The sequence below is a fragment of the Arthrobacter luteolus NBRC 107841 genome (assembly GCF_001552075.1).
GTDB lineage: Bacteria > Actinomycetota > Actinomycetes > Actinomycetales > Micrococcaceae > Arthrobacter_B > Arthrobacter_B luteolus.
This window is the reverse complement of sequence record NZ_BCQM01000005.1, coordinates 270,803-291,394: the sequence shown is the minus strand read 5'-3', so window position 1 is coordinate 291,394 and position 20,592 is coordinate 270,803. Positions and strand designations below refer to the sequence as shown.

Annotated in this window: 21 protein-coding genes; 10 read left to right on the top strand and 11 right to left on the bottom strand. The window is 65.9% G+C overall.

What is annotated here, in order from left to right; all coding sequences use genetic code 11:
• Positions 1-127: 127 nt before the first annotated feature.
• Both AL3_RS11615 and AL3_RS11610 read left to right on the top strand, forming a co-directional pair.
• A complete protein-coding gene (locus AL3_RS11615) occupies positions 128-1,543 on the top strand; it encodes an O-acetylhomoserine aminocarboxypropyltransferase/cysteine synthase family protein (protein ID WP_066300874.1) in 1,416 nt (471 codons plus the stop codon).
• Entirely contained in the window at positions 1,536-2,039 is a 504-nt protein-coding gene (locus AL3_RS11610) for a CoA-binding protein (RefSeq protein WP_174522140.1), read from the top strand. Before AL3_RS11615 ends, AL3_RS11610 begins: the two co-directional genes overlap by 8 nt.
• Positions 2,040-2,084: 45 nt before the next feature.
• On the opposite strand, the gene AL3_RS11605 is transcribed toward AL3_RS11610, so the two are convergent.
• Both AL3_RS11605 and AL3_RS11600 read right to left on the bottom strand, forming a co-directional pair.
• Entirely contained in the window at positions 2,085-2,870 is a 786-nt protein-coding gene (locus AL3_RS11605) for a hypothetical protein (protein ID WP_066300872.1), read from the bottom strand.
• Positions 2,842-3,414, bottom strand: a complete 573-nt coding sequence (locus AL3_RS11600) for an RNA polymerase sigma factor (RefSeq protein ID WP_066300871.1) — start codon at positions 3,412-3,414, stop codon at positions 2,842-2,844. Before AL3_RS11600 ends, AL3_RS11605 begins: the two co-directional genes overlap by 29 nt.
• Positions 3,415-3,772: 358 nt before the next feature.
• On the opposite strand from AL3_RS11600, the gene AL3_RS11595 reads away from it, so the two are divergent.
• The gene (locus AL3_RS11595) at positions 3,773-5,188 is read left to right on the top strand and encodes an amino acid permease (protein WP_066300868.1); all 1,416 of its coding nucleotides are present in this window, start codon (positions 3,773-3,775) and stop codon (positions 5,186-5,188) included.
• Here the strand turns inward: AL3_RS11595 and AL3_RS11590 are convergent.
• Together AL3_RS11590 and AL3_RS11585 are read right to left on the bottom strand one after the other, a co-directional pair.
• On the bottom strand, positions 5,185-5,991 hold the full coding sequence (locus AL3_RS11590; RefSeq protein ID WP_066300866.1) for a carbon-nitrogen hydrolase family protein: 807 nt from the start codon (positions 5,989-5,991) through the stop codon (positions 5,185-5,187). The two genes, AL3_RS11595 and AL3_RS11590, sit on opposite strands and share 4 nt — an antisense overlap.
• 41 nt (positions 5,992-6,032) lie before the next feature.
• The gene (locus tag AL3_RS11585) at positions 6,033-7,151 is read right to left on the bottom strand and encodes an NAD(P)-dependent alcohol dehydrogenase (RefSeq protein ID WP_066300862.1); all 1,119 of its coding nucleotides are present in this window, start codon (positions 7,149-7,151) and stop codon (positions 6,033-6,035) included.
• Positions 7,152-7,255: 104 nt separating this feature from the next.
• On the opposite strand from AL3_RS11585, the gene AL3_RS11580 reads away from it, so the two are divergent.
• Both AL3_RS11580 and AL3_RS11575 read left to right on the top strand, forming a co-directional pair.
• Positions 7,256-8,248: a DUF2804 domain-containing protein gene (locus AL3_RS11580; RefSeq protein WP_066300859.1), complete on the top strand. Its 993-nt coding sequence runs from the start codon at positions 7,256-7,258 to the stop codon at positions 8,246-8,248.
• A gap of 131 nt (positions 8,249-8,379) precedes the next feature.
• A complete protein-coding gene (locus AL3_RS11575; protein ID WP_066300854.1) occupies positions 8,380-8,748 on the top strand; it encodes a VOC family protein in 369 nt (122 codons plus the stop codon).
• Positions 8,749-8,824: 76 nt separating this feature from the next.
• On the opposite strand, the gene AL3_RS11570 is transcribed toward AL3_RS11575, so the two are convergent.
• A complete protein-coding gene (locus AL3_RS11570) occupies positions 8,825-10,114 on the bottom strand; it encodes an adenylosuccinate synthase (RefSeq protein ID WP_066300852.1) in 1,290 nt (429 codons plus the stop codon).
• Between the two features lie 184 nt (positions 10,115-10,298).
• Between AL3_RS11570 and AL3_RS11565 the strand changes: the two genes are divergently transcribed.
• From AL3_RS11565 to AL3_RS11555, 3 genes are all read left to right on the top strand, one after another.
• A complete protein-coding gene (locus tag AL3_RS11565; RefSeq protein ID WP_306303033.1) occupies positions 10,299-11,003 on the top strand; it encodes a hypothetical protein in 705 nt (234 codons plus the stop codon).
• Complete coding sequence (locus AL3_RS11560) at positions 10,919-11,404, top strand: DUF427 domain-containing protein (RefSeq protein WP_066300849.1); 486 nt, start codon at positions 10,919-10,921, stop codon at positions 11,402-11,404. Before AL3_RS11565 ends, AL3_RS11560 begins: the two co-directional genes overlap by 85 nt.
• A 307-nt stretch (positions 11,405-11,711) precedes the next feature.
• Positions 11,712-12,716, top strand: coding sequence for a lantibiotic dehydratase C-terminal domain-containing protein (locus tag AL3_RS11555; RefSeq protein WP_370665308.1), 1,005 nt, complete (start codon positions 11,712-11,714; stop codon positions 12,714-12,716).
• A gap of 160 nt (positions 12,717-12,876) precedes the next feature.
• Here the strand turns inward: AL3_RS11555 and AL3_RS11550 are convergent, their stop codons facing one another.
• The 3 genes from AL3_RS11550 to AL3_RS11540 form a co-directional block, all read right to left on the bottom strand.
• Positions 12,877-13,299, bottom strand: coding sequence for a DUF3151 domain-containing protein (locus tag AL3_RS11550; protein WP_066300844.1), 423 nt, complete (start codon positions 13,297-13,299; stop codon positions 12,877-12,879).
• A complete protein-coding gene (fbaA, locus tag AL3_RS11545) occupies positions 13,299-14,318 on the bottom strand; it encodes a class II fructose-bisphosphate aldolase (protein ID WP_066300840.1) in 1,020 nt (339 codons plus the stop codon). Before fbaA ends, AL3_RS11550 begins: the two co-directional genes overlap by 1 nt.
• 116 nt (positions 14,319-14,434) lie before the next feature.
• Positions 14,435-15,085 (bottom strand): TrmH family RNA methyltransferase, encoded by a 651-nt coding sequence (locus AL3_RS11540; protein WP_246168447.1) that lies wholly within the window; start codon positions 15,083-15,085, stop codon positions 14,435-14,437.
• A gap of 171 nt (positions 15,086-15,256) precedes the next feature.
• Between AL3_RS11540 and AL3_RS11535 the strand changes: the two genes are divergently transcribed.
• Positions 15,257-16,009 carry an HAD-IIA family hydrolase gene (locus tag AL3_RS11535; protein WP_083521695.1) on the top strand — a complete coding sequence of 251 codons (753 nt, stop codon included), beginning with the start codon at positions 15,257-15,259 and terminating at the stop codon, positions 16,007-16,009.
• 21 nt (positions 16,010-16,030) lie between these two features.
• Here the strand turns inward: AL3_RS11535 and AL3_RS11530 are convergent, their stop codons facing one another.
• Both AL3_RS11530 and pyrE read right to left on the bottom strand, forming a co-directional pair.
• A complete protein-coding gene (locus tag AL3_RS11530; RefSeq protein WP_066300832.1) occupies positions 16,031-17,038 on the bottom strand; it encodes an alpha/beta fold hydrolase in 1,008 nt (335 codons plus the stop codon).
• Between the two features lie 24 nt (positions 17,039-17,062).
• On the bottom strand, positions 17,063-17,632 hold the full coding sequence (gene pyrE / locus AL3_RS11525) for an orotate phosphoribosyltransferase (RefSeq protein WP_066300831.1): 570 nt from the start codon (positions 17,630-17,632) through the stop codon (positions 17,063-17,065).
• Positions 17,633-17,754: 122 nt separating this feature from the next.
• Here pyrE and nadE point away from each other — a divergent pair, with 122 nt between their 5' ends.
• The gene (nadE, locus tag AL3_RS11520; protein ID WP_066300830.1) at positions 17,755-18,576 is read left to right on the top strand and encodes an NAD(+) synthase; all 822 of its coding nucleotides are present in this window, start codon (positions 17,755-17,757) and stop codon (positions 18,574-18,576) included.
• Positions 18,577-18,723: 147 nt separating this feature from the next.
• Here the strand turns inward: nadE and AL3_RS11515 are convergent, their stop codons facing one another.
• On the bottom strand, positions 18,724-20,007 hold the full coding sequence (locus AL3_RS11515; protein WP_066300827.1) for a glycosyltransferase 87 family protein: 1,284 nt from the start codon (positions 20,005-20,007) through the stop codon (positions 18,724-18,726).
• Positions 20,008-20,592 lie beyond the last annotated feature (585 nt).

Genomic DNA, 20,592 nt, shown 5'->3' with positions numbered 1-20,592 from the left:
GCTCCGGCCGGAGTAAGAACCCGCTCAGCGCAACTGTCCTCAACATTGTTGGTTTCCACCACCCAATAAAGCAACCATTGCCTTACCGCTTCGCAGCGGTCCCCCTAAGGAAGGAGCACTCAGTCCCATGAGTGATCGCCAGTTCGGATTCCGTACCCGCGCCCTGCACGCGGGCGGCACGCCCGACGCCATCCACGGTGCGCGCGCCGTTCCCATCTACCAGACCACGTCCTTTGTCTTCAAGGACACCGACGACGCCGCCAACCTCTTCTCGCTGCAGAAGTACGGGAACATCTACTCCCGCATCGGCAACCCCACGGTGGCCGCATTCGAGGAGCGCATCGCCTCCCTGGAGGGTGGCATCGGTGCGGTGGCGACGGCGTCGGGCATGTCTGCCGAGTTCGTCACGTTCGCGGCACTCTGCCAGGCCGGGGACCACATCGTGGCCGCGTCCCAGCTTTACGGCGGCACGGTCACCCAGCTGGACGTCACGCTGCGCCGCTTCGGCATCGACACCACCTTCGTGCCCGGCACGGACCCCGCGGACTACGCGGCAGCCATCCAGGAAAACACCAAGGCCGTGTACGCCGAGGTCGTGGCCAACCCGAGCGGTGAAGTCACCGATATCGAGGGCCTGGCCAAGGTGGCGCACGACGCCGGTGTGCCGCTGATCCTCGACGCCACCCTGAGCACGCCTTACCTGGTCCAGCCGTTCAAGCACGGCGCGGACATTGTGATCCATTCCGCCACCAAGTTCATTGGCGGGCACGGCACCACCCTGGGCGGCGTCGTCGTCGAGGCCGGCACCTTTAACTGGGGCAACGGCAAGTTCCCGGCCATGACCGAACCGGTGCCCTCTTACGGCAACATCTCCTGGTGGGGGAACTTCGGGGAGTACGGTTTCCTGACCAAGCTGCGCTCCGAGCAGCTGCGCGACATCGGGCCCACGCTCTCCGCGCAGTCCGCGTTCCAGCTGCTGCAGGGTGTGGAGACCCTGGCCCAGCGCGTGGACGAGCACCTGCGCAACGCCCAGGCCGTGGCCGAGTGGCTGGAGGCTGACGAGCGCGTCGCCTGGGTGTCCTACGCCGGCCTGGAATCTCATCCGCACCATGAGCGGGCGCAGAAGTACCTGCCCAAGGGCCCCGGCTCCGTCTTCAGCTTCGGGGTGAAGGGCGGCCGCGCAGCCGGACAGGTGTTCATCGAATCGCTGCAGCTCGCCTCACACCTGGCGAACATCGGGGATTCCCGCACCCTGGTGATCCACCCCGGTTCCACCACCCATCAGCAGCTTTCCCCCGAGCAGATGGCCGCGGCCGGCGTTCCGGAGGACCTCGTGCGGATTTCCGTGGGCCTGGAGGACCTGGAGGACATTCTCTGGGACCTGGACCAGGGCCTCACCGCGGCAGCTGCCGCGGCATCCGGCACTGCAGCTTCCGCCGCCGGGACCGCCGCAGCTGCCGCCGCCGGGACCGCAGCAGCTGCCGCGTCCTGCACCGTGCCCGCCCCGGCCGCCGTCGAAACCGAGGAGTCCGCCAATGTCTGAGATCAACACTGAGACCCGGAGCTGGGCCGGCCCCAGCGCCCCCGAACGCCTCGCCCTGCTCCGCTCGGCCAAGTCGATCGCCATCGTGGGCGCCTCGGACAAACCGTCCCGGGCCTCCTACTTCGTTGCCACCTATCTGCTCTCCTCCTCGCCGTACAAGGTCTACTTTGTGAACCCGGTGGCTAAGGAGATCCTGGGTCAGCCGGTCTATGCCTCGCTGGCGGACCTGCCGGAGACCCCGGACATTGTGGACGTTTTCCGCCGGCACGATGATCTGCCGAGTGTCCTGGAAGAGGCGAAGGCCGTGGGTGCGAAGACGCTCTGGCTGCAGCTGGGCTCCTGGCATGAGGAAGTGGCCCGGAATGCCGAAGCCGCCGGAATGAACGTGGTGATGGACCGCTGCGTGAAGATCGAGCATGCCCGCTTCCACGGCGGCCTGAACCTGGCCGGCTTCAACACCGGGGTCATTTCCTCGAAGCGCCAGCTCACGGCGTAGCCGTCCGGCCCTGCCCCGGAACCAGGCCAGGCCCGGAACGAAGGCCTAGCGGGAGCCGGAACCCCAGGCGGAATCTCCGCCGTGGTTCCGGCTGCCGCCGCCGGGCTGGGTCTGGTGGGACGCGCCGCGGCTGTTGTCCCCGGATGACCAGCCCTTGCCCTGGTCCTGCTGCCACCCGCCGGGCTGCCCGGTGTGCTGCCGGCCGCGGAGCCAGTCTTCATCGTCATCATCGTCGTCGTCCCACTGGTTCCCGGGACGTTCCGCACGGCCGTGTCCGTCCCCGCGGTCACCGGTGGACCAGCCGCGGTTCGCACCGGAACCGGGCTCCGTTTTATCGGTGGTCTCCTCAGCGGCGGTTTGCTCAGCGGCAGGGGCCGGCGCGGCCGGGACAGGATCAGCGGCGGCCTCCTCCACGGGCTCCGGCTGTGCCGTCCCGTCCGGGGCCGGGACGGCTGCCGGGTCATTGGGAGGTTCCGGCATGGGGGCCGGAACCTCCTGAAAGCTGAAGGGAGCAGGTGCTTCGTGCAACGTCTCGGCCGTAACCCAGAAGTCATGGTTGGTTGCGGCCACACCGGTGGTGCCCGCCGCCATCGCGGCAATCACCGCACCGCCGAGCAGGAAGCCCCGCCGGCGGGTGGATTTCCGCAGGGGCGTGACCCCGGCGGTGAAGAGGGCTTCGAGTTCGGCGCAGGGCACCGGTGCCGGTTCCCCTCCGGTTTCCCGCAGGCGCAGAAGAGCATCGGTGAGCTCCTGGGTGGCTTCCACACCTGATTCTGCCAAGAGGTGCCGGACTGCTTCCGCGTCATTGGGGTTGCTGGACGTACCGTTCATGCTCGGCTGCCTCCTTTCCTGCGATGCGTTCCTTCAGTGCGATGAGCGCCCGCCGCTGAAGTTGTTTGACGGAGTTGGCCGTCTTCCCCATGATCTCGGCGGAATCCTCGAGAGACAGATCTGCCACGACCCGCAGCAGCAGAACCTCGCGCTGCTGCTCCGTGAGTCCTGCCAAAAGAGGCTCCGCCGCCAGAACGGAGTCCAGGACGGCAGCTTCGGCCGACTGGGTGTACCGGGGATCCGCCAGCGGGTCATAGGCTGCTGCCGCCGGCTGGCGTTCCCGCCGGCGGTGATCGTCGACCATCCTGGCGTGGGCCACCGAAAAGGCGAAGGTCCTCAGCCCGGCGGCGCCGCCCTTAATGCTCTGCAGCTTGGAAAAGACGGTCAGGAAAACCTCCTGCGCCAGCGCTTCGGGATCCTCGCAGCCCTTGGACCTCAGATACCCAAGGACCCCGGGGGCCAGCGCCTGGTAGACCGACCGCAGGGCCACCGGGTTGTTCGCGCGCGCCTCGGAGACCATCTGCTCTGTCAGCGGGTCAGCCAAGGCGGGGTCTTTCGATCTGGGACGTTGGGGCGAACCAAATCGTACCCCGCCTAGGCAGGTCCTGCAGGGAAATAGCCACGCCGAAGCTCGTTGGGGGGATAAGCCCCGGCGCGGCCATTACACAGGGGTAATCGCACCGGAGGCCGAAAAGGTTACGCGGCAGCCGGAATTTCTTTTTCCGGCGCCGGCGGTGACCCCAGCAGGCCCTCCCGGCCAGGCACCGCCGGCAGGGAATGTGGGAGACTTAATGGGGCTCCGCCTTACCAACGGCGGACGCGGCGCGGCCGGCCGGGATCAAAAACGCCAGCTCCGCGCCGGACCAGCAACCCGCGGCCAAGCCCCGCGGCACAGGATATTGATGACCCTCAGCAACTCCACCACGCACCACGACACAGAGCTCAAACGCAGTCTTTCACTGCGGCATATCCGTTTCATCGCCCTCGGCTCCGCAATCGGCACCGGCCTCTTCTACGGCTCCTCCGAGACCATCCAGGCCGCCGGACCCGCTGTGCTCATTGCCTACATCATCGCCGGCTGCGCCGTGTTCCTGGTGATGCGTGCGCTCGGCGAGATGGCGGTCCGCCACCCTGTCGCGGGTTCTTTTGCCCAGTACGCCGGCCGCTATCTCGGTCCCCGGATGGGGTTCCTGACCGGCTGGACCTTTGCGTTCGAAATGATCATCGTTGCCATCGCGGACATGACCGCGGTCAGCATGTATATGGGCCTCTGGTTCCCGGACACTCCGGGCTGGCTCTGGATGATTGCGGCCATGCTGTTGATCGGCGGGCTGAACCTGATGCGGGTCAGCGTCTTCGGCGAACTGGAGTTTTGGTTCACCCTGATCAAGGTTTCCACCATCGTCGCCATGATTGCCGGCGGCATCTACCTGATTGTGTTCGGGGTCAGCACCGGCGGGTACGAGCCCGGAGTCAACCACCTGGTGGACCACGGCGGGTTTGCGCCGTTCGGGGTATGGGGCATCGTGATGAGCCTGGGAATCGTGGTGTTCTCCTTTGGCGGCGTCGAAACCCTGGGTGTGACCGCCGGTGAAACCGGTGACCCTTCGCGGGCGATCCCCAAGGCCGTTAATACCGTTCCCGTGCGGATCCTGCTCTTCTACGTGCTTTCACTGGGTGTCATGCTCTGCCTCCTGCCCTGGGACAGGATCGGTTCCGAAGGCAGCCCCTTCGTACAGGTTTTCGCCGGGCTGGGCATTCCCTTCGCCGAGCACCTGATCAACGCCGTTGTCCTCACGGCGGCTCTCTCCGCCATGAACTCGATTTTCTATGCCGCTTCCCGCACCATGTACGGCCTGGCGGAGCAGGGGCACGCTCCGCAGGGATTCACCCGCGTCTCGCGGTTCGGCGTTCCTGTCTGGCCGGTCGCCATCATCATGGCCAGCCTTGTCTGCGGCCTGGGTCTGTACCTGTGGATCCCCGAGCAGTTGTTCCTGGTGGTCGCTTCCACCGCCACCTTTGCCACCATTTTCACGTGGTCCTCCATCCTGCTCAGCCACCACCGCATGCGCCGCCAGATGCGCCGGGAGGGAACCCCGTCAGCGGGCTTCCCTTTCCCGGGATGGCCGCTGCTGAACTACGTCACGCTGGCGTTTTTGGGCCTGGTGACCGTCATCCTCGCCTTCACCGGTCCCGGCCGGACGGCGCTGGCCGTGGGCGTGGTGTGGCTTCTGCTGATGCTGGCCGCCTACCAGTTCCTGGTTAAGGGCAAGGGCCGGGAGCCGATCGAGCTGCCCACACCTTCCGCCCGGAGCTAGTTGGCCGCTTCGATCTGCTCGTTGACGGCGAACCGGCGGTTGCGCAGCACGGGCAGGAATTCCCGGACCTCCTCGATCCGGTTCCGTGTCACTTCCGCGGTGGCCACCCCGGCGGTCTCATCGGCCAGGAAGACCTGCGGCACACCCATCGGATCCAGGATGGCCGAGTGTCCGATGGTGTGCCCGCTGGACGTACCCGCGGCTGCGACCCAGACGGTGTTTTCGATCGCCCGGGCCTTGAGCAGCGTTTCCCAGTGCTCGATTTTGTGTTCGCCCTTGAACCAGGCCGCCGGGACGGCAATCAGGTCCGCTCCCTGAACGGCCAGGGCCCGGGCCAGTTCCGGGAACCGGAGGTCATAGCAGGTCATCAGGCCCACCCGCAGGCCGCCGATTTCCACCACCTGGATTCCACGGTCGCCGGCCTTGATCCGGGTGGACTCGGAATAGCTGAACGCGTCGTAGAGGTGCAGTTTCCGGTAGGTCGCCGCGATCCGGCCGTCCGCCTCGATCGCCACCAGGGTGTTGTAGGGGCGTTCCTCGCCGGAGGACTCGTAGCCGCCGGCAATCACGGCGATTTCCAGTTCCGCCGCCAGGAGGGACAGCCGCTGGACGAAGGTGCTCCAGCCGGCGTCGACCGCTTCTGCCAGGGTTCCTTCGACCTTGCCGATGCTGAACATCGACTCTTCCGGGAACACAATCAGCGCCGAGCCCTCACTCTTGGCTTTCTCAGCCAGCGAGCGCATCTCCGTCAGGTTTTCCGCTACGTCCCCGGTGGGGCTGAACTGACCTACGCTGACCAACATTGGGCTACCGCCTTGCCTTGAGGACCGGACTTTCCTCCAGCCTAGTGCAGGTCCTCAAAGTGGAGCACAGGTTTCAGGACCTCGCCCGCCTTGGCCGCAGCTGCGGCGTCGTTGATCTCGTTGAACCCGTACCGGGTGATCATCTTCTGCAGCGGGAAACGGCCCTGCTGCACCAGCTCCACGAGCGCGGGCAGGAAAATCTGCGGCGTGGAGTCGCCTTCCGTGATGCCGATGACCTGCCGGCCGTTGAGCATGAAGTTCACGTCCAGTTCCACGGTTGACCCGGCCGCCGGGGCGCCGATCAGTCCGAGCTTCCCCAGCGGTGCCAGGGCATCGGCGGCGGTTGCTGCCACCCGGGTACTTCCGGTGGTTTCGAGCGCATGCGTCACGCCGCCGCCGTTGGTCAGCTCGAACAAAGCCTGCAGCGCGTCGGTGCTGCCGGAATTGATGACGTCGGTGGCACCAAGTTGGCGGGCCAGCTCCAGCCGGGAGTCCACCAGGTCCATCACCACAATGCGGGTGGAGCCGGAAAGGGCTGCGGCCATCACCGCGGCCAGGCCCACGGGTCCGGCTCCGAAGACGGCGAGGGTGGACCCGGGCTCCGGCCGCAGGACGTTCATCACCGCGCCGGCCCCGGTCTGGATGCCGCAGCCCAGCGGTGCCAGCAGGCTCAGGTCGGCGTCCGGGTCCACCCGGGTGACCCCGCGGGCATCGGCCAGAACGTAGTTCGCGAAGGAAGACTGGGCGAAGAAGTGCCCGTGGACCCCTTTACCGTCCTTGGTGATGGTGGCGCTGCCGTCCATGCGCTGCCCGCCCACCAGGTTCAGGTCCAGGAAATCAGTGCAGTAGGCCGGGTGGCCCATGCGGCAGTTCCGGCAGACTCCGCAGCTGGAAAAGCTCAGCAGCACCTGGTCGCCGGGCACAACCGAGGTGACGCCGGAGCCAACAGCCTCCACGATGCCGGCGCCTTCATGCCCAAGGACTCCGGGCAGGGGAAAGGGAATATGTCCGGCCTGGACACCCAGATCGGTCCCGCACACTCCGGAGGCGGTAATCCGGACCAGCACCTCGTCCGGCCGGGGATCATCGAGGGTGACGTCGGTGATTTCGAAGGGTTCGTGGACGCCGCGCAGAATCGCGGCACGTGCCTGGGTAGTCATAGGGCCACGCTACGCCGCCGCCGTCGCCGCCGTCAGGGCCTCCGGGAAGTATGGCGGCCGGATGAACCGGGATTTTTGCCGCCCGCATCCTAGACTGTTGCGCCATGGAAGAGATCAAGGAACCGGTGCAGCTGTCCCGGAAGAACGGCACCCTGAATCCCGCCGCCGCAGGCTTCTCCCGCACGGCCCTGCATGGCTTCACGGACCTTCCCGCCGGGCTGCGGCACGGCTGGCGGACCAAGCGCTGGGAGTACTGGGGTGTGCTGACTCCGGAGCTGGCCGTCGACATGACGATCGTTCATCTGGACTACGCGGCTGCACTGCAGCTCTATGTCCTGGAGCGGGCCACCGGCAAGGAGATCAGCTATGACCCGCTGACCATCCCGCCCGGTTCCACCGCCGTCCTGCCCAATACGCCCCCGCCGCTGACCGCCGTCGGCACCATGGGCGGGACGCACCTGCGTTTCCACGACGACGACGGCGGCACGCACCTGCGCGCCGCCGCGGAACGCATCGGCGTCGAACTTTATGCGCCCGCTGCCGGCGACGTGCTCGGCGTCGTGGTCCCCTGGTCGGCTACCCGCTACCAGTACACGCTCAAGGACGTTGCCCGCGAGGTCAGCGGAACCGTCACCGTGGACGGCCGGGAGTACCGGGTCGGTGACGGCGCTTTCGCCGTGCTGGACCGCGGCCGCGGCCGCTGGCCGTATGCGAAGCGGTGGATCTGGGCGGCCGGGTCCGGGACCGTGGACGGCACCCGGCTGGGTCTGCAGCTGGGCGGGCTGTGGACCGCCGGCACACCGGCGACGGAGAACGCACTGATCGTGGACGGTGTGCTGCACCATTACGACGGCGAACTGGAGTTCAGCTATGACCTCACCAATCCGATGGCAGCGTGGAAGGTCCGGGGCGAGTGGATCGACGCAGTGCTGACCCCGTTCCACCGGCGCCGGGCAGCCACCAACGCCGTGCTGGTGTCCTCCAAAATCTGGCAGGCCTTCGGCACCTGGTCCGGCTGGGCGGCCTCGCCGGACGGCACCCGCTACCAGCTCGACGGGCTGGAAGGCTGGGTGGAGGAGGCCCGGAACCGCTGGTAGCTGCGCCTCCCGGGTCGGCAGAAGCATCGTTCCCGGTCCGGTCCCGCGGCCGGGAGAGCTGTCCATTGACGCCCGGAGAACGCCGCTGCTAAGTTCGCAGGTACTTTTCCGCGCCGCCGAAGGAGCCAGCCGTGAGCAGCAGATTCTCGTCCCTCGCCCTGGACGCCGTTGACGTCCCCATGCTGGCCGGGTTTTGGACCCGGGCACTGGATTACCGGGTGGCCGAGGAGTTCGACGGCGGGATGAGCCTGGCACCACGCAACGGTTTCCTCGGCCCACCGCTCGACGTTTTCCCTGTCCCCGAACCCAAAAAAGCCAAGAACCGGCTGCACCTGGATCTGGTGCCGGACGGCTGCACCCAGGAGGAGGAAGTCGAGCGGCTGCTCGCTCTGGGCGCCGTCCTGGTCGACGTCGGCCAAGGACCGGATGTCTCCTGGGTCGTGATGGCGGATCCGGAGGGCAACGAGTTCTGCGTCCTCTCCGGCGACGGCTCGGAGTAGGCCACGGGCTCGAAACGGCGGCAGGACAGGCGAAGGCCCCGCAGCCAAACGGCTGCGGGGCCTTCGCTGGAAAAAACTACTCGCTGATCAGGTCGCGGATCACGATCGTCTGGTCGCGGTCCGGGCCGACGCCGATCGCGGAGAACCGGGTGCCGGACAGTTTTTCCAACGCCAGCACGTAGTTCCGGGCGTTCTCCGGCAGGTCCTCAAGGGTCCGGGCGCCGGTGATGTCCTCGGTCCAGCCGTCGAAGTACTCGAAGACCGGCTTGGCGTGGTGGAAGTCCGTCTGCGTCATCGGCATTTCGTCGAAACGCACGCCGTCGACGTCGTAGGCCACGCAGACCGGGATCTTCTCGATGCCGGTGAGCACGTCCAGCTTGGTCACGAAGTAGTCCGTGAAGCCGTTCACGCGGGAAGCGTGGCGGGCCAGGACGGCGTCGTACCAGCCGCAGCGGCGCGGACGGCCGGTGTTCACACCGAACTCGCCGCCGGTCTTCTGCAGGTACAGGCCCATGTCATCGAAGAGTTCGGTGGGGAACGGGCCGGCGCCGACGCGGGTGGTGTAGGCCTTGATGATGCCCACAGCGCGGTTGATGCGGGTGGGGCCGATGCCGGAGCCCACCGAGGCGCCGCCGGCCGTCGGGTTGGAGGAGGTCACAAACGGGTAGGTGCCGTGGTCCACGTCCAGGAACGTCGCCTGGCCGCCTTCCATCAGGATGACCTTGTCTTCGTCCAGGGCCTTGTTCAGCTCGTACACCGAGTCGATGACCATCGGGCGCAGCCGGTCCGCGTAGGAGAGGAAGTACTGCACCATCTCTTCGGGATCCACGTCGCGGCGGTTGTAGACCTTCAGCAGCAGCTGGTTCTTCTGCCGCAGCGAGCCTTCAACCTTCTGCCGCAGGATCGACTCATCGAAGATATCCTGCACCCGGATGCCGAGGCGGGCAACCTTGTCGATGTAGGCCGGGCCGATGCCGCGGCCGGTGGTGCCGATGGCACGCTTGCCCAGGAAGCGTTCGGTGACCTTGTCCATTACCTGATGGAACGGGGCAACGAGGTGGGCGTTGGCGGAGATCCGCAGCTTCGAGGTATCCGCCCCCCGGGCCTCAAGACCGTCGATTTCGGCGAACAGCGCCTCGAGGTTCACTACGCAGCCGTTGCCGATGACCGGAATCGCGTTGGGGCTCAGGATGCCGGCGGGCAGCAGCTTCAATTCGTACTTTTCACCGCCGACGACGACGGTGTGGCCGGCATTGTTTCCGCCGTTGGGCTTGACGACGTAATCGACGCGGCCGCCGAGAAGGTCGGTGGCCTTACCTTTACCCTCGTCGCCCCACTGGGCGCCGACGATGACAATTGCTGGCATGGGATCCTCCCCCATTAGTTACGCTAGGGAGCCGCGCCAGGCGCTGAACCGCTACCGTGCATGAGAACGCCCCTGCACTCGTGGCGTGGAACACGCTCAAGCTGCGGGGCTCTTACCAGTCAAGTTTAGCCGATCTCCGGCCGGCCCCCTCCGGAAGCGGCCGGCCGGGCGTACGGTTTAAGCCATGGAGCGCTTCCGCGGCTATATCGCCGGGCTGGGCACCGCCTCCGGAACCCGCCTGGTAGTGGGCCACTGGCCGGATTCCCCGTTCGGCCCGTTCACCGATGTCATGGTGGAGAACCGGTTCGGTTCCCGCCTGCTGCTGGCCCCTGACGAAAACACGGCCCGGTACGTTTCCTCCACCTATTCCTTTGATGCGGTGGACGTTGTGCCGGTCAGCGCACGGTTGAACGGCGGAACGCTGGCGGTCGACGGCGGTCCGCTGCGGCTGCGCGCCGAGCTGGGACGGGTGACGGTCCTGGGCCGCGTCCTGCAGACCGTGCCGGCGCCGCTGGCTGTGCATCCTTCCTGGCTGCGGGCAGTGAATCCGCTGGCCGGGCTGATCGTGCGCGGGGTACGGACCGCGGGAACCACCGGGGACCGGCTGGAGTATTACGGTGTGCGTTCCATCCGCCGTATTGCGGCGGCGGAATGCTCCTGGAACGGGCTGGACCTGGGACCACTGGCACCGGTCAACCCGCCGGTGCGGTTTGGGTTCTCCTCGGTGCCGTCCCGGCCGCAGATCCTTGCAGTCACCACCACCATCACCGCCCATGAGGCGGCACGAGACGAAGTGAGCGGGCCATGGCGAACCGTTTTCACCCGCATACCGAATCCGTCTGGTCTTACCCGCGCCCGCCCCGGATCGAACCCAGCGATGAATCGGTAGAAGTCTGGCTGGGCGGGACCCTGCTGGCGCAGTCCTCGTCGGCGCTGCGGGTGCTGGAGACCAGCCATCCTCCGGTCTACTATCTGCCGCTGGAGGACTTCATCTCCGGCGCCCTGCACCCGGTGCCGGGCCGCACCTTCTGCGAGTTCAAGGGTGCTGCTTCCTATTACGACGTCGTCGCAGGCGGCCACCGTGCCGCGCGGGCGGCCTGGGCCTATCCACACCCGGCACCCGGCTACGAGGAGCTGGCCGATACGGCCGCCCTGTACCCCGGGCTGATGGACTCCGTGCGGGTGGACGGCGAGGAGGTGCAGCCCCAGGACGGCGACTTTTACGGCGGCTGGATTACCAGCCGGGTGACCGGCCCGTTCAAGGGCCCGCCTGGCACCTGGGGCTGGTAACCGCCCCGCCGGATACCTGGGCCTGGTTAGGGGCTATAGGAGCAGACAGACGGCAGTGCACGTGGCGGCTGAATAACATCTGGTTTATAAGGATTAGAGTTTTGACCTCCCCAGCCGCCCTTAGCACCCGCCGTCTATTGACTTAAATGACCTCATTGTTTCCGCCATTAAGGTCCGGGAAAACAAAAATGGTAACACCGCGGGACTGTGGCGAGAAGATCAGAATGCGTATCGCAGTGGAAGCTGCTAAATGCCTCTGCATTCCAGCAGGGACCCTTGCTTTCATTAGTCTTTCCGGGTTTTCATCATGACATCGCGAGTCTTTCCCCTGTGCGACCCACGCCTGTCGAGCTGTACCGGAAAAAGGAGCACCATGACTTTGGCAACGCAAACACACCGCAGCAGCGGAAGGGACACGGACCATCGGGCAGCGACCTTGACTGTTCTCACCACTCAGCTCCCGAGCCAGGCCGCCACTGACCGGGCGTGCACCTTGATCCTCACCCCCCTGGTGGCGCAGGCCCGCACATGGAATTCCCAGCGCTGGTATTTTTCGCGGCGGCCCGCCAAGGGCGGCATTTTGCTTGAAACCCGGTTCTCCGGCGCGGCGGACTCGGGGCGGCGGATTACTTCATTCCTTGCCGCCTTGCGGCAGCAGTCAGAGGAAGAGCTGGGTCTTTTGCCCACGGAGGTGAGCACCCGCAGGCACACCTCCGCCGGCTCCAGCCCGGACAGCGGCAGCGAAGATTCCCTGCAGCTGTACCGGCTGGGCGGTGAGCAGGGGCTCAATCTGGCGGAGGAACTGTTCGAGCTGTCCTCTGACCTGACGCTGTGGGCAGTCTCCAGGTTTGCCACTGCACAGACCCGCCGCGCGCTGCTGGCCCTGCTGATGTACGACGCAGCCGACGCGATGATGCGCGGTCCCCGTTCCGCAGCATGGGCGGACCGGCGACGCGTCTCCTGGGATTTCTTCTGGGATGCCCATCTGGACACCACGCTGGGCCGGATTGGCCGGTCAGGGGGCCACAGCAACCGGAGCTTCCACCGCCAGGTTTCGACCCTCCTGCACCGTGAGCATGCCGTGATGCGCGCCGCGGCCGCCGAACAATCGGTACACAACTGGCGCCGGAAATGGCTGCGCGGAGTCGATAACTACCTCTACCGCGCAGACAAGGCCGGGGTCAGCCGCTGCGCCCAGCAACTGACACTTCACCAGATTCATGAAATGGCGGCCCGCTTCGGCATGGATGCGCAGTCCGAATCCCAGGCCGGCATACAGTCCAGGCATTGGAAAGCACCCCAAGAGGACTAAGATTAATGAGCGTCATTCACTTTTCCGGATTAGCTCTGCAGAGAACCCTGACTATCCTGTGCCAGAAAGACCATGCGCTTTTCGGCAAATAACTCCCGGGAAATAAAAGAAATCCAAGGAGCCCTCAGGCTCCTTGGATTTCTTTTATCGGTTATTTCAGTTATGCGGCTTCGATGGCGGCCTTGGCCGCCGGATCGGAGCTGTCCAGGAACTTCTCGATCCGGTCCACCTCTTCACCCTCATTGATCGCGGCAGCCGCGCGGCCCAGGGCGTAGAGCGACCGGAGGAAACCGCGGTTCGGCTCGTGCTCCCAAGGGATGGGCCCGGTGCCGCGCCAGCCGGCCCGGCGCAGGGCGTCCAGGCCTCGGTGGTAGCCCACCCGTGCGTAGGCATAGGACTCCACCGGCTGGCCCTCGGCGTAGGCATCGTCGGCCAGCAGGGCCCAGACCAGGGAGGACGTGGGGAACTTAGCTGCCAGGTCCACGGGCTCGTCACCGGCCTCGAGGCGGGCGAGGACGTCCGTTTCCTCGGGCAGATAAGTGGGCTCGGGGCCGAGCAGGTTCTTGCGGAATTCGTCTGACATTAGAGGTGCTTTCCTGCCGATCCAAGGGACTGTGCTGCTTCGACCACGCGGGCGGCCATGCCCTTCTCGGCAGAGGCACCCCAGACGCGGGGGTCGTACTGCTTCTTGTTGCCAACCTCGCCGTCGACCTTCAGCACGCCGTCGTAGTAACGGAACATGTGGTCCGCCACCGGACGCGTGTAGGCGTACTGGGTGTCGGTGTCGATGTTCATCTTCACCACGCCGTAGGACACGGCGTCAGCGATCTCCTGGGCGGAGGAGCCGGAACCGCCGTGGAAGACCAGGTCGAACGGGGTTTCCTTGCCGATCGAAGCGCCGACTGCGGTCTGGATTTCCTGCAGGATTTCCGGGCGCAGTTTCACGCCGCCAGGCTTGTACACGCCGTGCACGTTGCCGAAGGTCAGCGCGGTGAGGTAGCGGCCCTTGCTGCCGTCGCCGAGGGCCTGGATGGTGGCCATGCCGTCTTCGACGGTGGTGTAGAGCTTCTCGTTGATCTCGTTCTCCACGCCGTCCTCTTCACCGCCGACGGTGCCGATTTCGACTTCGAGGATGATCTTGGCGGCCGCGGTACGGGCCAGCAGGTCCTGGGCGATCTTGAGGTTTTCATCCAGTGTTTCGGCGGAACCGTCCCACATGTGCGAGTTGAACACGGGATCCTCGCCGCGCTTCACCCGCTCCTCGGAGGCTGCCAGCAGCGGGAGCACAAAGTCCTCCAGCTTGTCCTTGGGGCAGTGGTCGGTGTGCAGCGCGATGTTCACGTCGTAGCTCTTGGCCACTTCGCGGGCGTAGGCGGCGAAGGCCAGCGAACCGGTGACCATGTTCTTGACCGAGGCTCCGGACCAGTAGGCCGAGCCTCCGGTGGAGACCTGAACGATGCCGTCGGAGCCCGCTTCGGCGAAGCCGGCAAGCGCGGCGTTCAGCGTCTGCGAGGAGGTGACGTTGACAGCCGGGTATGCGAATCCCCCCGCCTTGGCCCGGTCGATCATCTCTGCGTAGATCTCGGGGGTTGCAATAGGCATGCTGACTCCTTAGCGAAGTTGAGAAAATGCGGCAGGGACGGGCCCTCTTTGGCTCCTCCCATCCTAGCCACAAGTGCCCCGGGAGCATCAGGGTGGTTAAACTCCTTCGCCGGGGCTCAGGAGACTTTCTGCCCGAAAACGTGCCGGCGCACCCAGCCGTGCATCGCGATGGCCGCCGCCGCGGAGGCGTTCATGGACCGGGTGGAGCCAAACTGCGCGATCGAGAGGGTGGCTTCAGCGGCTTCGTGGACTTCCGGCGTCAGGCCCGGACCTTCCTGGCCGAAGACCAGGACGGCGTTGCGCGGCAGGTCGTAAGTTTCCAGCGGAACGGAGTCCGGGAAGTTATCGATCCCGATGATCGCCAGCCCCTCCGAGCGGGCCCACTCGGTGAAGTCCTCCACCGTGGGGTGGTGGCGCACGTGCTGGTAGCGGTCGGTGACCATGGCTCCGCGCCGGTTCCACCGGCGTCGTCCGATGATATGCACTTCCTTGGCCATAAACGCGTTGGCCGTGCGCACCACGGAACCGATGTTGAGGTCGTGCTGCCAGTTTTCGATGGCGACGTGGAATTCGTGCCGCTTGGTATCCAGGTCCGCGACGATCGCGTCGTGCTTCCAATAGCGGTATTCATCCACCACGTTCCGGCGGTCGCCGGCGGCCAGCAGCTCAGGGTCCCAGTGTTCTCCCTCAGGCCAGGACCCTTCCCACGGTCCGACGCCGACCACGTGGACTGCGGAGTCCGCCGGTCCGGGCTCGGGAACGTCAATTGTTTCGGGGCTCTCTATCACCCTTCCAGCCTAAGGTGAAAGACTGGACCTTCCCGCATCCGCGCGGGGCGGAGACTTTGCGCCCCGGCGTTCCGCGGGACGAGCCGGCATTGAACGCAGGAAGAGGGAACCGTGGGCGAAAACGAGAACATCGAGTGCTGGCTGACCGACATGGACGGAGTGCTGGTCCACGAGAACCAGCCGATCCCCGGGGCCTCGGAACTGATCAACCGCTGGGTGGACACCTCCAAGCGGTTCCTGGTGCTGACCAACAACTCGATCTACACACCGCGGGACCTGGCCGCCCGGCTGCATGCCTCCGGCCTGGAAGTCCCGGAGGAAAACCTCTGGACCTCGGCTCTGGCCACCGCGGAGTTCCTCAAGGACCAGCTCAAGAACTCCTCGTCCCCGGGCCGCGCCTTCGTGATCGGCGAGGCGGGACTCACGACGGCGCTGCATGAGGCCGGCCTGATCCTCACCGACACAAACCCGGACTATGTGGTCCTGGGCGAGACCCGGACCTACTCCTTCGGCACGATCACCAAGGCCATCCGGCTGATCCTGGACGGTGCCCGGTTCATCGCGACCAACCCGGACGTCACCGGTCCCTCCGCGGAGGGTCCCATCCCGGCGACGGGCGCGATTGCGGCGCTGATCACCGCGGCCACCGACCGCGTCCCCTACATTGTGGGCAAGCCGAATCCGATGATGTTCCGCTCGGCCATGAACAAAATCGACGCGCACTCGGAAACCACGGGCATGATCGGTGACCGGATGGACACCGACATCATCGCCGGGATCGAGGCCGGCCTGACCACGGTGCTGGTGCTCTCCGGGATCACCCAGCGGGAGGACATCAGCCGCTACCCGTTCCGCCCGTCCCAGGTGCTGAACTCCGTGGCAGACCTGATCAACACGGTTTAGTTCCCGGTTCCGGCGCGGAGGCTAGAACGGTGTTTTAGTGCCTCCGCCGCCGGTGGCCGGGAGCGGCGCGTAGGTATCCAGGATGTCCTGGACCACCTGCTGGTAGATGACCGGATTCCACTGCGGGCTGGCGTGCGCCGGCCGCGCGCCGTCGGTCACCAGGCCGTTGGAAACCATGTTCTGAGGGAACAGTTCGGTCCAGCGCTGCCGGGCGGTGTAGTAGTTCACCGTGGTGTCATCCGGGTTGCCGAGGTACGCGAGCTCGGCCTTCCCGAGAGCACCGGCAAAGGTGGCTGCGTTGTAGTGGTAAATGTAGGACGATTCCGATTGGATCAGGGTGCTCGACGGCGCCAGCGGTGAGAGCTGCTCCAGCGTCTGGTCCGCGATGGTGCTCCAGCTGCGTTCGTCCTTGTGCAGGATCCGCTCGCCGAGCTCGTAGCCGCCGCGCAGTGCACTGGGGATCCGCGCGCCGGCTTCGTAGAGGAAAACCACGCCCTGGATCATGGCCGCGTCCAGCACGTCGAACCGGCCGGACGGGCTGGAGTCCAGCAGGATGATTTCCACCTGCACGCCGCGGGCCAGCAGCCGGGCGGCGATTTCCACAGCGAGCATCCCACCGAAGCTGTGGCCGTAGAAATAGACCCGGTTGATCCGGCGGGTGCGGATGAACCGGAAGACCTCCGCCTCCACGGTATCCACGTCCAGGCCCTTGTTGGAGTAGCCGACGGCGGCCATCTGCCCGCGGCTGGCCAGGGCTGGGCGCAGCGAATTGAGGATCCAGACGGCTTCTTCCCAGCTGGTTTTGTATCCGGGAAAGAGGAACCACATGGACCGCGGGAAGCGGGCGGCCGCCTCGTCGTCGCGCACCGGCAGGATTTCCAGTTCCTCGCGGCCCTCCTGGATGAGCCGGGTGACAAACAGATCCGTGGCCAGGGTCAGGCCTGCGGCGGCTCCCACCAGGAACCGCCGCCGGGAGTAGCGTCCCAGGTCCGACGCCGAGCGCAGGACCTCTTCTGGGTCATCGGTCATAGGCTCCCGCTGCAGGTGTTGGACCTAGTCGAGTCCGAGTTCATCCTTGCCGAACGCGAACAGGTACGGGACGCCGGCTTCGGCTTCGATCCGTTCCTTGGCGCCGGTATCGCGGTCCACGATGACCGCGACGGCCACCACGTTGCCGCCCGCCTTGCGGACCCCTTCCACGGCGGCGAGCGCGGAGCCGCCGGTGGTGGACGTGTCCTCGAGCACCACAACATCCCGGCCGGACACGTCCGGGCCTTCAACCTGGCGGCCCATGCCGTAGGACTTCTGCGCCTTGCGGACCACGAATGCGTCAACGGTGCCGCCGTTGCGGGCCGAAGCGTTCATTACGGCAGTGCCCACCGGGTCGGCACCCATGGTCAGGCCGCCGGCGCTCTGGAAGCTGATTCCGGCGGATTCGATCATGTCCAGCATGACCTCGCCGACCAGCTGGGAGGCTTCGTGCTGCAGCGTGACGCGGCGCAGGTCAATGTAGTAATCGGCTTCCTTGCCGCTGGAGAGGATCACCTTTCCACGCACCACCGCCAGTTCCTTGATTAGTTCCAGGAGGCGGGCACGGGACGCGGCGGTCTGCGGGGAAGTCATGGTCCTAATCCTATCGGAGCACGTTGATCTGGCCACTGTTGGGACAGCCGTGCCTGGCCCGTCCCTCCGCAGTGATTCGTATCACCTGCTGCACCGGCCCTGCTTTGGATAGGCTGAACGCCATGCGCGAACTACAAGCACAAATCATTGCCGAAATGGGTGTGCAGCCCAGCATCGATCCGGAGACGGAGATCCGCCGGCGGGTGGACTTCCTCAAGGACTACATGCTCGCGTCCCACACCGCAGGATTCGTGCTGGGCATCAGCGGCGGTGTGGATTCCACTCTGGCCGGCCGGCTGGCCCAGCTGGCCGTGGAAGAGCTGAACGACGGCGGCACCGACGCCAACTTCATCGCGCTCCGCCTGCCCTACCGCGTGCAGCACGACGAAGACGACGCGCAGGCCGCCCTGGACTTCATCCGGCCCAAAACTTCCTGGGTCTACAACATCGGGGACGCGGTGGACGGCTTCGAAAAGGAATACACCGCCATGTCCGGCGAGAACATCAGCGACTTCAACAAGGGCAACATCAAGGCGCGCGTGCGCATGACAGCCCAGTACGCCGTCGGCGGCCAGCACAACCTGCTGGTCATCGGCACCGATCACGGCGCGGAGTCCGTGACCGGGTTCTTCACCAAGTACGGCGACGGCGGCGCGGACATCCTGCCCTTGTTCAGCCTCAACAAGCGCCAGGTCCGCCAGCTGCTCGCAGCCCTGGGTGCCTCGGACACCCTGGTCGGCAAGGTCCCGACGGCGGACCTGCTCGACGGCGTTCCGGGCCAGACAGACGAAACCGAACTGGGCATCACGTACGACCAGATCGATGACTACCTCGAGGGCCGCGAAGTCTCCGAAGACACCGCGCAGAAGATCGAGAAGCGCTATCTGGCGACCCGTCATAAGCGCACCACACCGGTTTCGCTGCTTGATTCCTGGTGGAAGTAGGGGCGGGCCTTTCCCTTCCATCGCGGTTCCACGGGCGTCGCACGGCGGGTGGCCAGCCGGGCACCCCAGGGTCGCCCGCCGGGCGGCCCGGAACGGCGGCAACGAAACTCCTTTGCTCGCAGAGCTCGCCGGAGTATTAAAGCCGCCTTATCCGGCCCGTCCGGAGGGCTGCTCGGTAGCTTCCCGCGGGACCCGCGGCGGAGCATCGGACGGAGTCCGGAGTGAGGGGCGGGCGTCCTTCGTGATTGTTGCTGCGGCGGCGATGGCAGCGAAAAGCCAGATCGAGGAGAGCAGTTCCATCCACCAAGGGCCATGGCCCTGAATACGCCCGAAATAGACGAGGCTCATGGTGTAGGAGGACGTTAGGAACAGAGCGTAGAGGCCTGCCGCGCCGACCCGCATCCTCCTCCGGGCCAACCGCGAAACGTGTTCGGGCGGGAAGGCCAGCGCCGGCAGCAGCAGGATGAACCAGACCCAGTGGTGGTACCAGCTGATGGGCGAAATGATCAGCATCACCAGGGCTGCCACCCCCACCGCTGCCAACTGCTCGGATGCGGCCAGCAGCCGGCGGATAGCTGCGTACCCGGAGATCACTGCTGCGAGCGACAGGGCTGCCCACAGGGCGGTGGCCGCGTGTTCCGGTAATCCGAGGTGCAGCGTGAACGACCGCAATGCCGCGTTGTACATGTCATCCACGGTGCCGACCCTTGAAGCCGTCCACAGGGCTTCGGTCCAGTAGTAGACGGACCCTTCGGCGCTGATGATGAAACCGGCTGCCACGGATCCGAAGAGACCCGCCGCCATCCAGAGCAGGGCCTTAAAGTCGCGCTGGGCCAGGAAGAACAGCCCCAGGGCCAGGGGCGTCAATTTCACCCCGGCCGCAAGACCTGTGAGAAGGCCTCTCGGAAGTCCCAGCTTCCGGGCACCCAGCAGGTCGGCCAGGAGGATGGCCATCAGTGCCGCGTTGATCTGGCCAAAGGACAGTCCCTCCCGCCACGGGCCGCACATGCCGATGAGGACCACAATCAGCCCAGGCAGAACCGCAGTCCGCCAATCTGTCCGCCGCTGCAGGAGCCCGGCTATCCCCTTCGATCTGGTGATGATCAGATGCACAACGGCCAGCAGGGACATCAGCAGAATCACCGAATGGATGTGAGCACCCGTTTCGGCAGGCATCACGGCGTACGGCAGGAACAACAGGACCGCGAAGGGAGGATAGGTGAACGGCAGCCACGCATCCCCGGCGATGTTCCATAGCTTCTCGTCATACAGCTGGGCGGATCCGTCCAGCCCCAAAAAGGCCCGCGCCCCTGCCCGGTAGACGTTGAAGTCCAGGCTGTGGACTGAGGCGGCCCACCAGACCAGTGCACACCCAACAGCAACACTGAGGACCGCCGGAACGCTGCGCAGCAAGGGTGATTTGGAAAACACCCCCAAAGCCTACGGTCCAGCTGAGGCGGGTCAGGGAGGCGCCGCGGCGGTAATCTCTGCGGAGGCTTCAGCCGCAGGTCCCGCTACCGGCGACCGCGCTTCGGGCTGGACCGCTCGCGCTCAGATTCCCACCTGCCGTTGCCCAAGTGACCATGGGGAACCCACCAACACCACACGCACCACCACCTGGGAAAGCAGATCGCCAAACGTCCTCACGGCGGGCTTGGACCCCGTGCGGCCTTCACCCCGGATGCGGTTCCATTCCGAACAACCCTTTGCCTGCCCATGGACGCACTGCGGACCAGCACACCAGTCCGGACGAGGAGGATTCGGCGGAAACGACCTGCCAAGATACCTGACCATGCAAACCTCGGCCAGCGGTCGGAGGCGGCCTTATCCACCCCGGCAATCCACCCCGGCAGTCCAACCCACCGGACGGTCCAGGTAAGCAGTCCTGCCCCCCCCAGACGGTCCGGGTTTACGTAATCCAGCCCGCCGCGACACCTGACCATGCAGACCCGCGGCCCGCGGTCGGAGGCCAGAGTGTCCACCCAATCGGTCCAGCCCGCCGGTCGGGTCAAGCTA

What these genes read in the sequence shown, in the direction of transcription:
- nadE (WP_066300830.1), top strand. Translation starts at nt 17,755, where the DNA reads ATGCGCGAACTACAAGCACAAATCATTGCCGAAATGGGTGTGCAGCCC.
- AL3_RS11530 (WP_066300832.1), bottom strand. Translation starts at nt 17,038, where the DNA reads ATGACCGATGACCCAGAAGAGGTCCTGCGCTCGGCGTCGGACCTGGGA.
- AL3_RS11555 (WP_370665308.1), top strand. Translation starts at nt 11,712, where the DNA reads ATGACATCGCGAGTCTTTCCCCTGTGCGACCCACGCCTGTCGAGCTGT.
- fbaA (WP_066300840.1), bottom strand. Translation starts at nt 14,318, where the DNA reads ATGCCTATTGCAACCCCCGAGATCTACGCAGAGATGATCGACCGGGCC.
- AL3_RS11550 (WP_066300844.1), bottom strand. Translation starts at nt 13,299, where the DNA reads ATGTCAGACGAATTCCGCAAGAACCTGCTCGGCCCCGAGCCCACTTAT.
- AL3_RS11605 (WP_066300872.1), bottom strand. Translation starts at nt 2,870, where the DNA reads ATGAACGGTACGTCCAGCAACCCCAATGACGCGGAAGCAGTCCGGCAC.
- AL3_RS11580 (WP_066300859.1), top strand. Translation starts at nt 7,256, where the DNA reads ATGGAAGAGATCAAGGAACCGGTGCAGCTGTCCCGGAAGAACGGCACC.
- AL3_RS11585 (WP_066300862.1), bottom strand. Translation starts at nt 7,151, where the DNA reads ATGACTACCCAGGCACGTGCCGCGATTCTGCGCGGCGTCCACGAACCC.
- AL3_RS11595 (WP_066300868.1), top strand. Translation starts at nt 3,773, where the DNA reads ATGACCCTCAGCAACTCCACCACGCACCACGACACAGAGCTCAAACGC.
- AL3_RS11565 (WP_306303033.1), top strand. Translation starts at nt 10,299, where the DNA reads ATGGAGCGCTTCCGCGGCTATATCGCCGGGCTGGGCACCGCCTCCGGA.
- AL3_RS11535 (WP_083521695.1), top strand. Translation starts at nt 15,257, where the DNA reads ATGGACGGAGTGCTGGTCCACGAGAACCAGCCGATCCCCGGGGCCTCG.
- AL3_RS11570 (WP_066300852.1), bottom strand. Translation starts at nt 10,114, where the DNA reads ATGCCAGCAATTGTCATCGTCGGCGCCCAGTGGGGCGACGAGGGTAAA.
- AL3_RS11590 (WP_066300866.1), bottom strand. Translation starts at nt 5,991, where the DNA reads ATGTTGGTCAGCGTAGGTCAGTTCAGCCCCACCGGGGACGTAGCGGAA.
- AL3_RS11560 (WP_066300849.1), top strand. Translation starts at nt 10,919, where the DNA reads ATGGCGAACCGTTTTCACCCGCATACCGAATCCGTCTGGTCTTACCCG.
- AL3_RS11610 (WP_174522140.1), top strand. Translation starts at nt 1,536, where the DNA reads ATGTCTGAGATCAACACTGAGACCCGGAGCTGGGCCGGCCCCAGCGCC.
- AL3_RS11615 (WP_066300874.1), top strand. Translation starts at nt 128, where the DNA reads ATGAGTGATCGCCAGTTCGGATTCCGTACCCGCGCCCTGCACGCGGGC.
- pyrE (WP_066300831.1), bottom strand. Translation starts at nt 17,632, where the DNA reads ATGACTTCCCCGCAGACCGCCGCGTCCCGTGCCCGCCTCCTGGAACTA.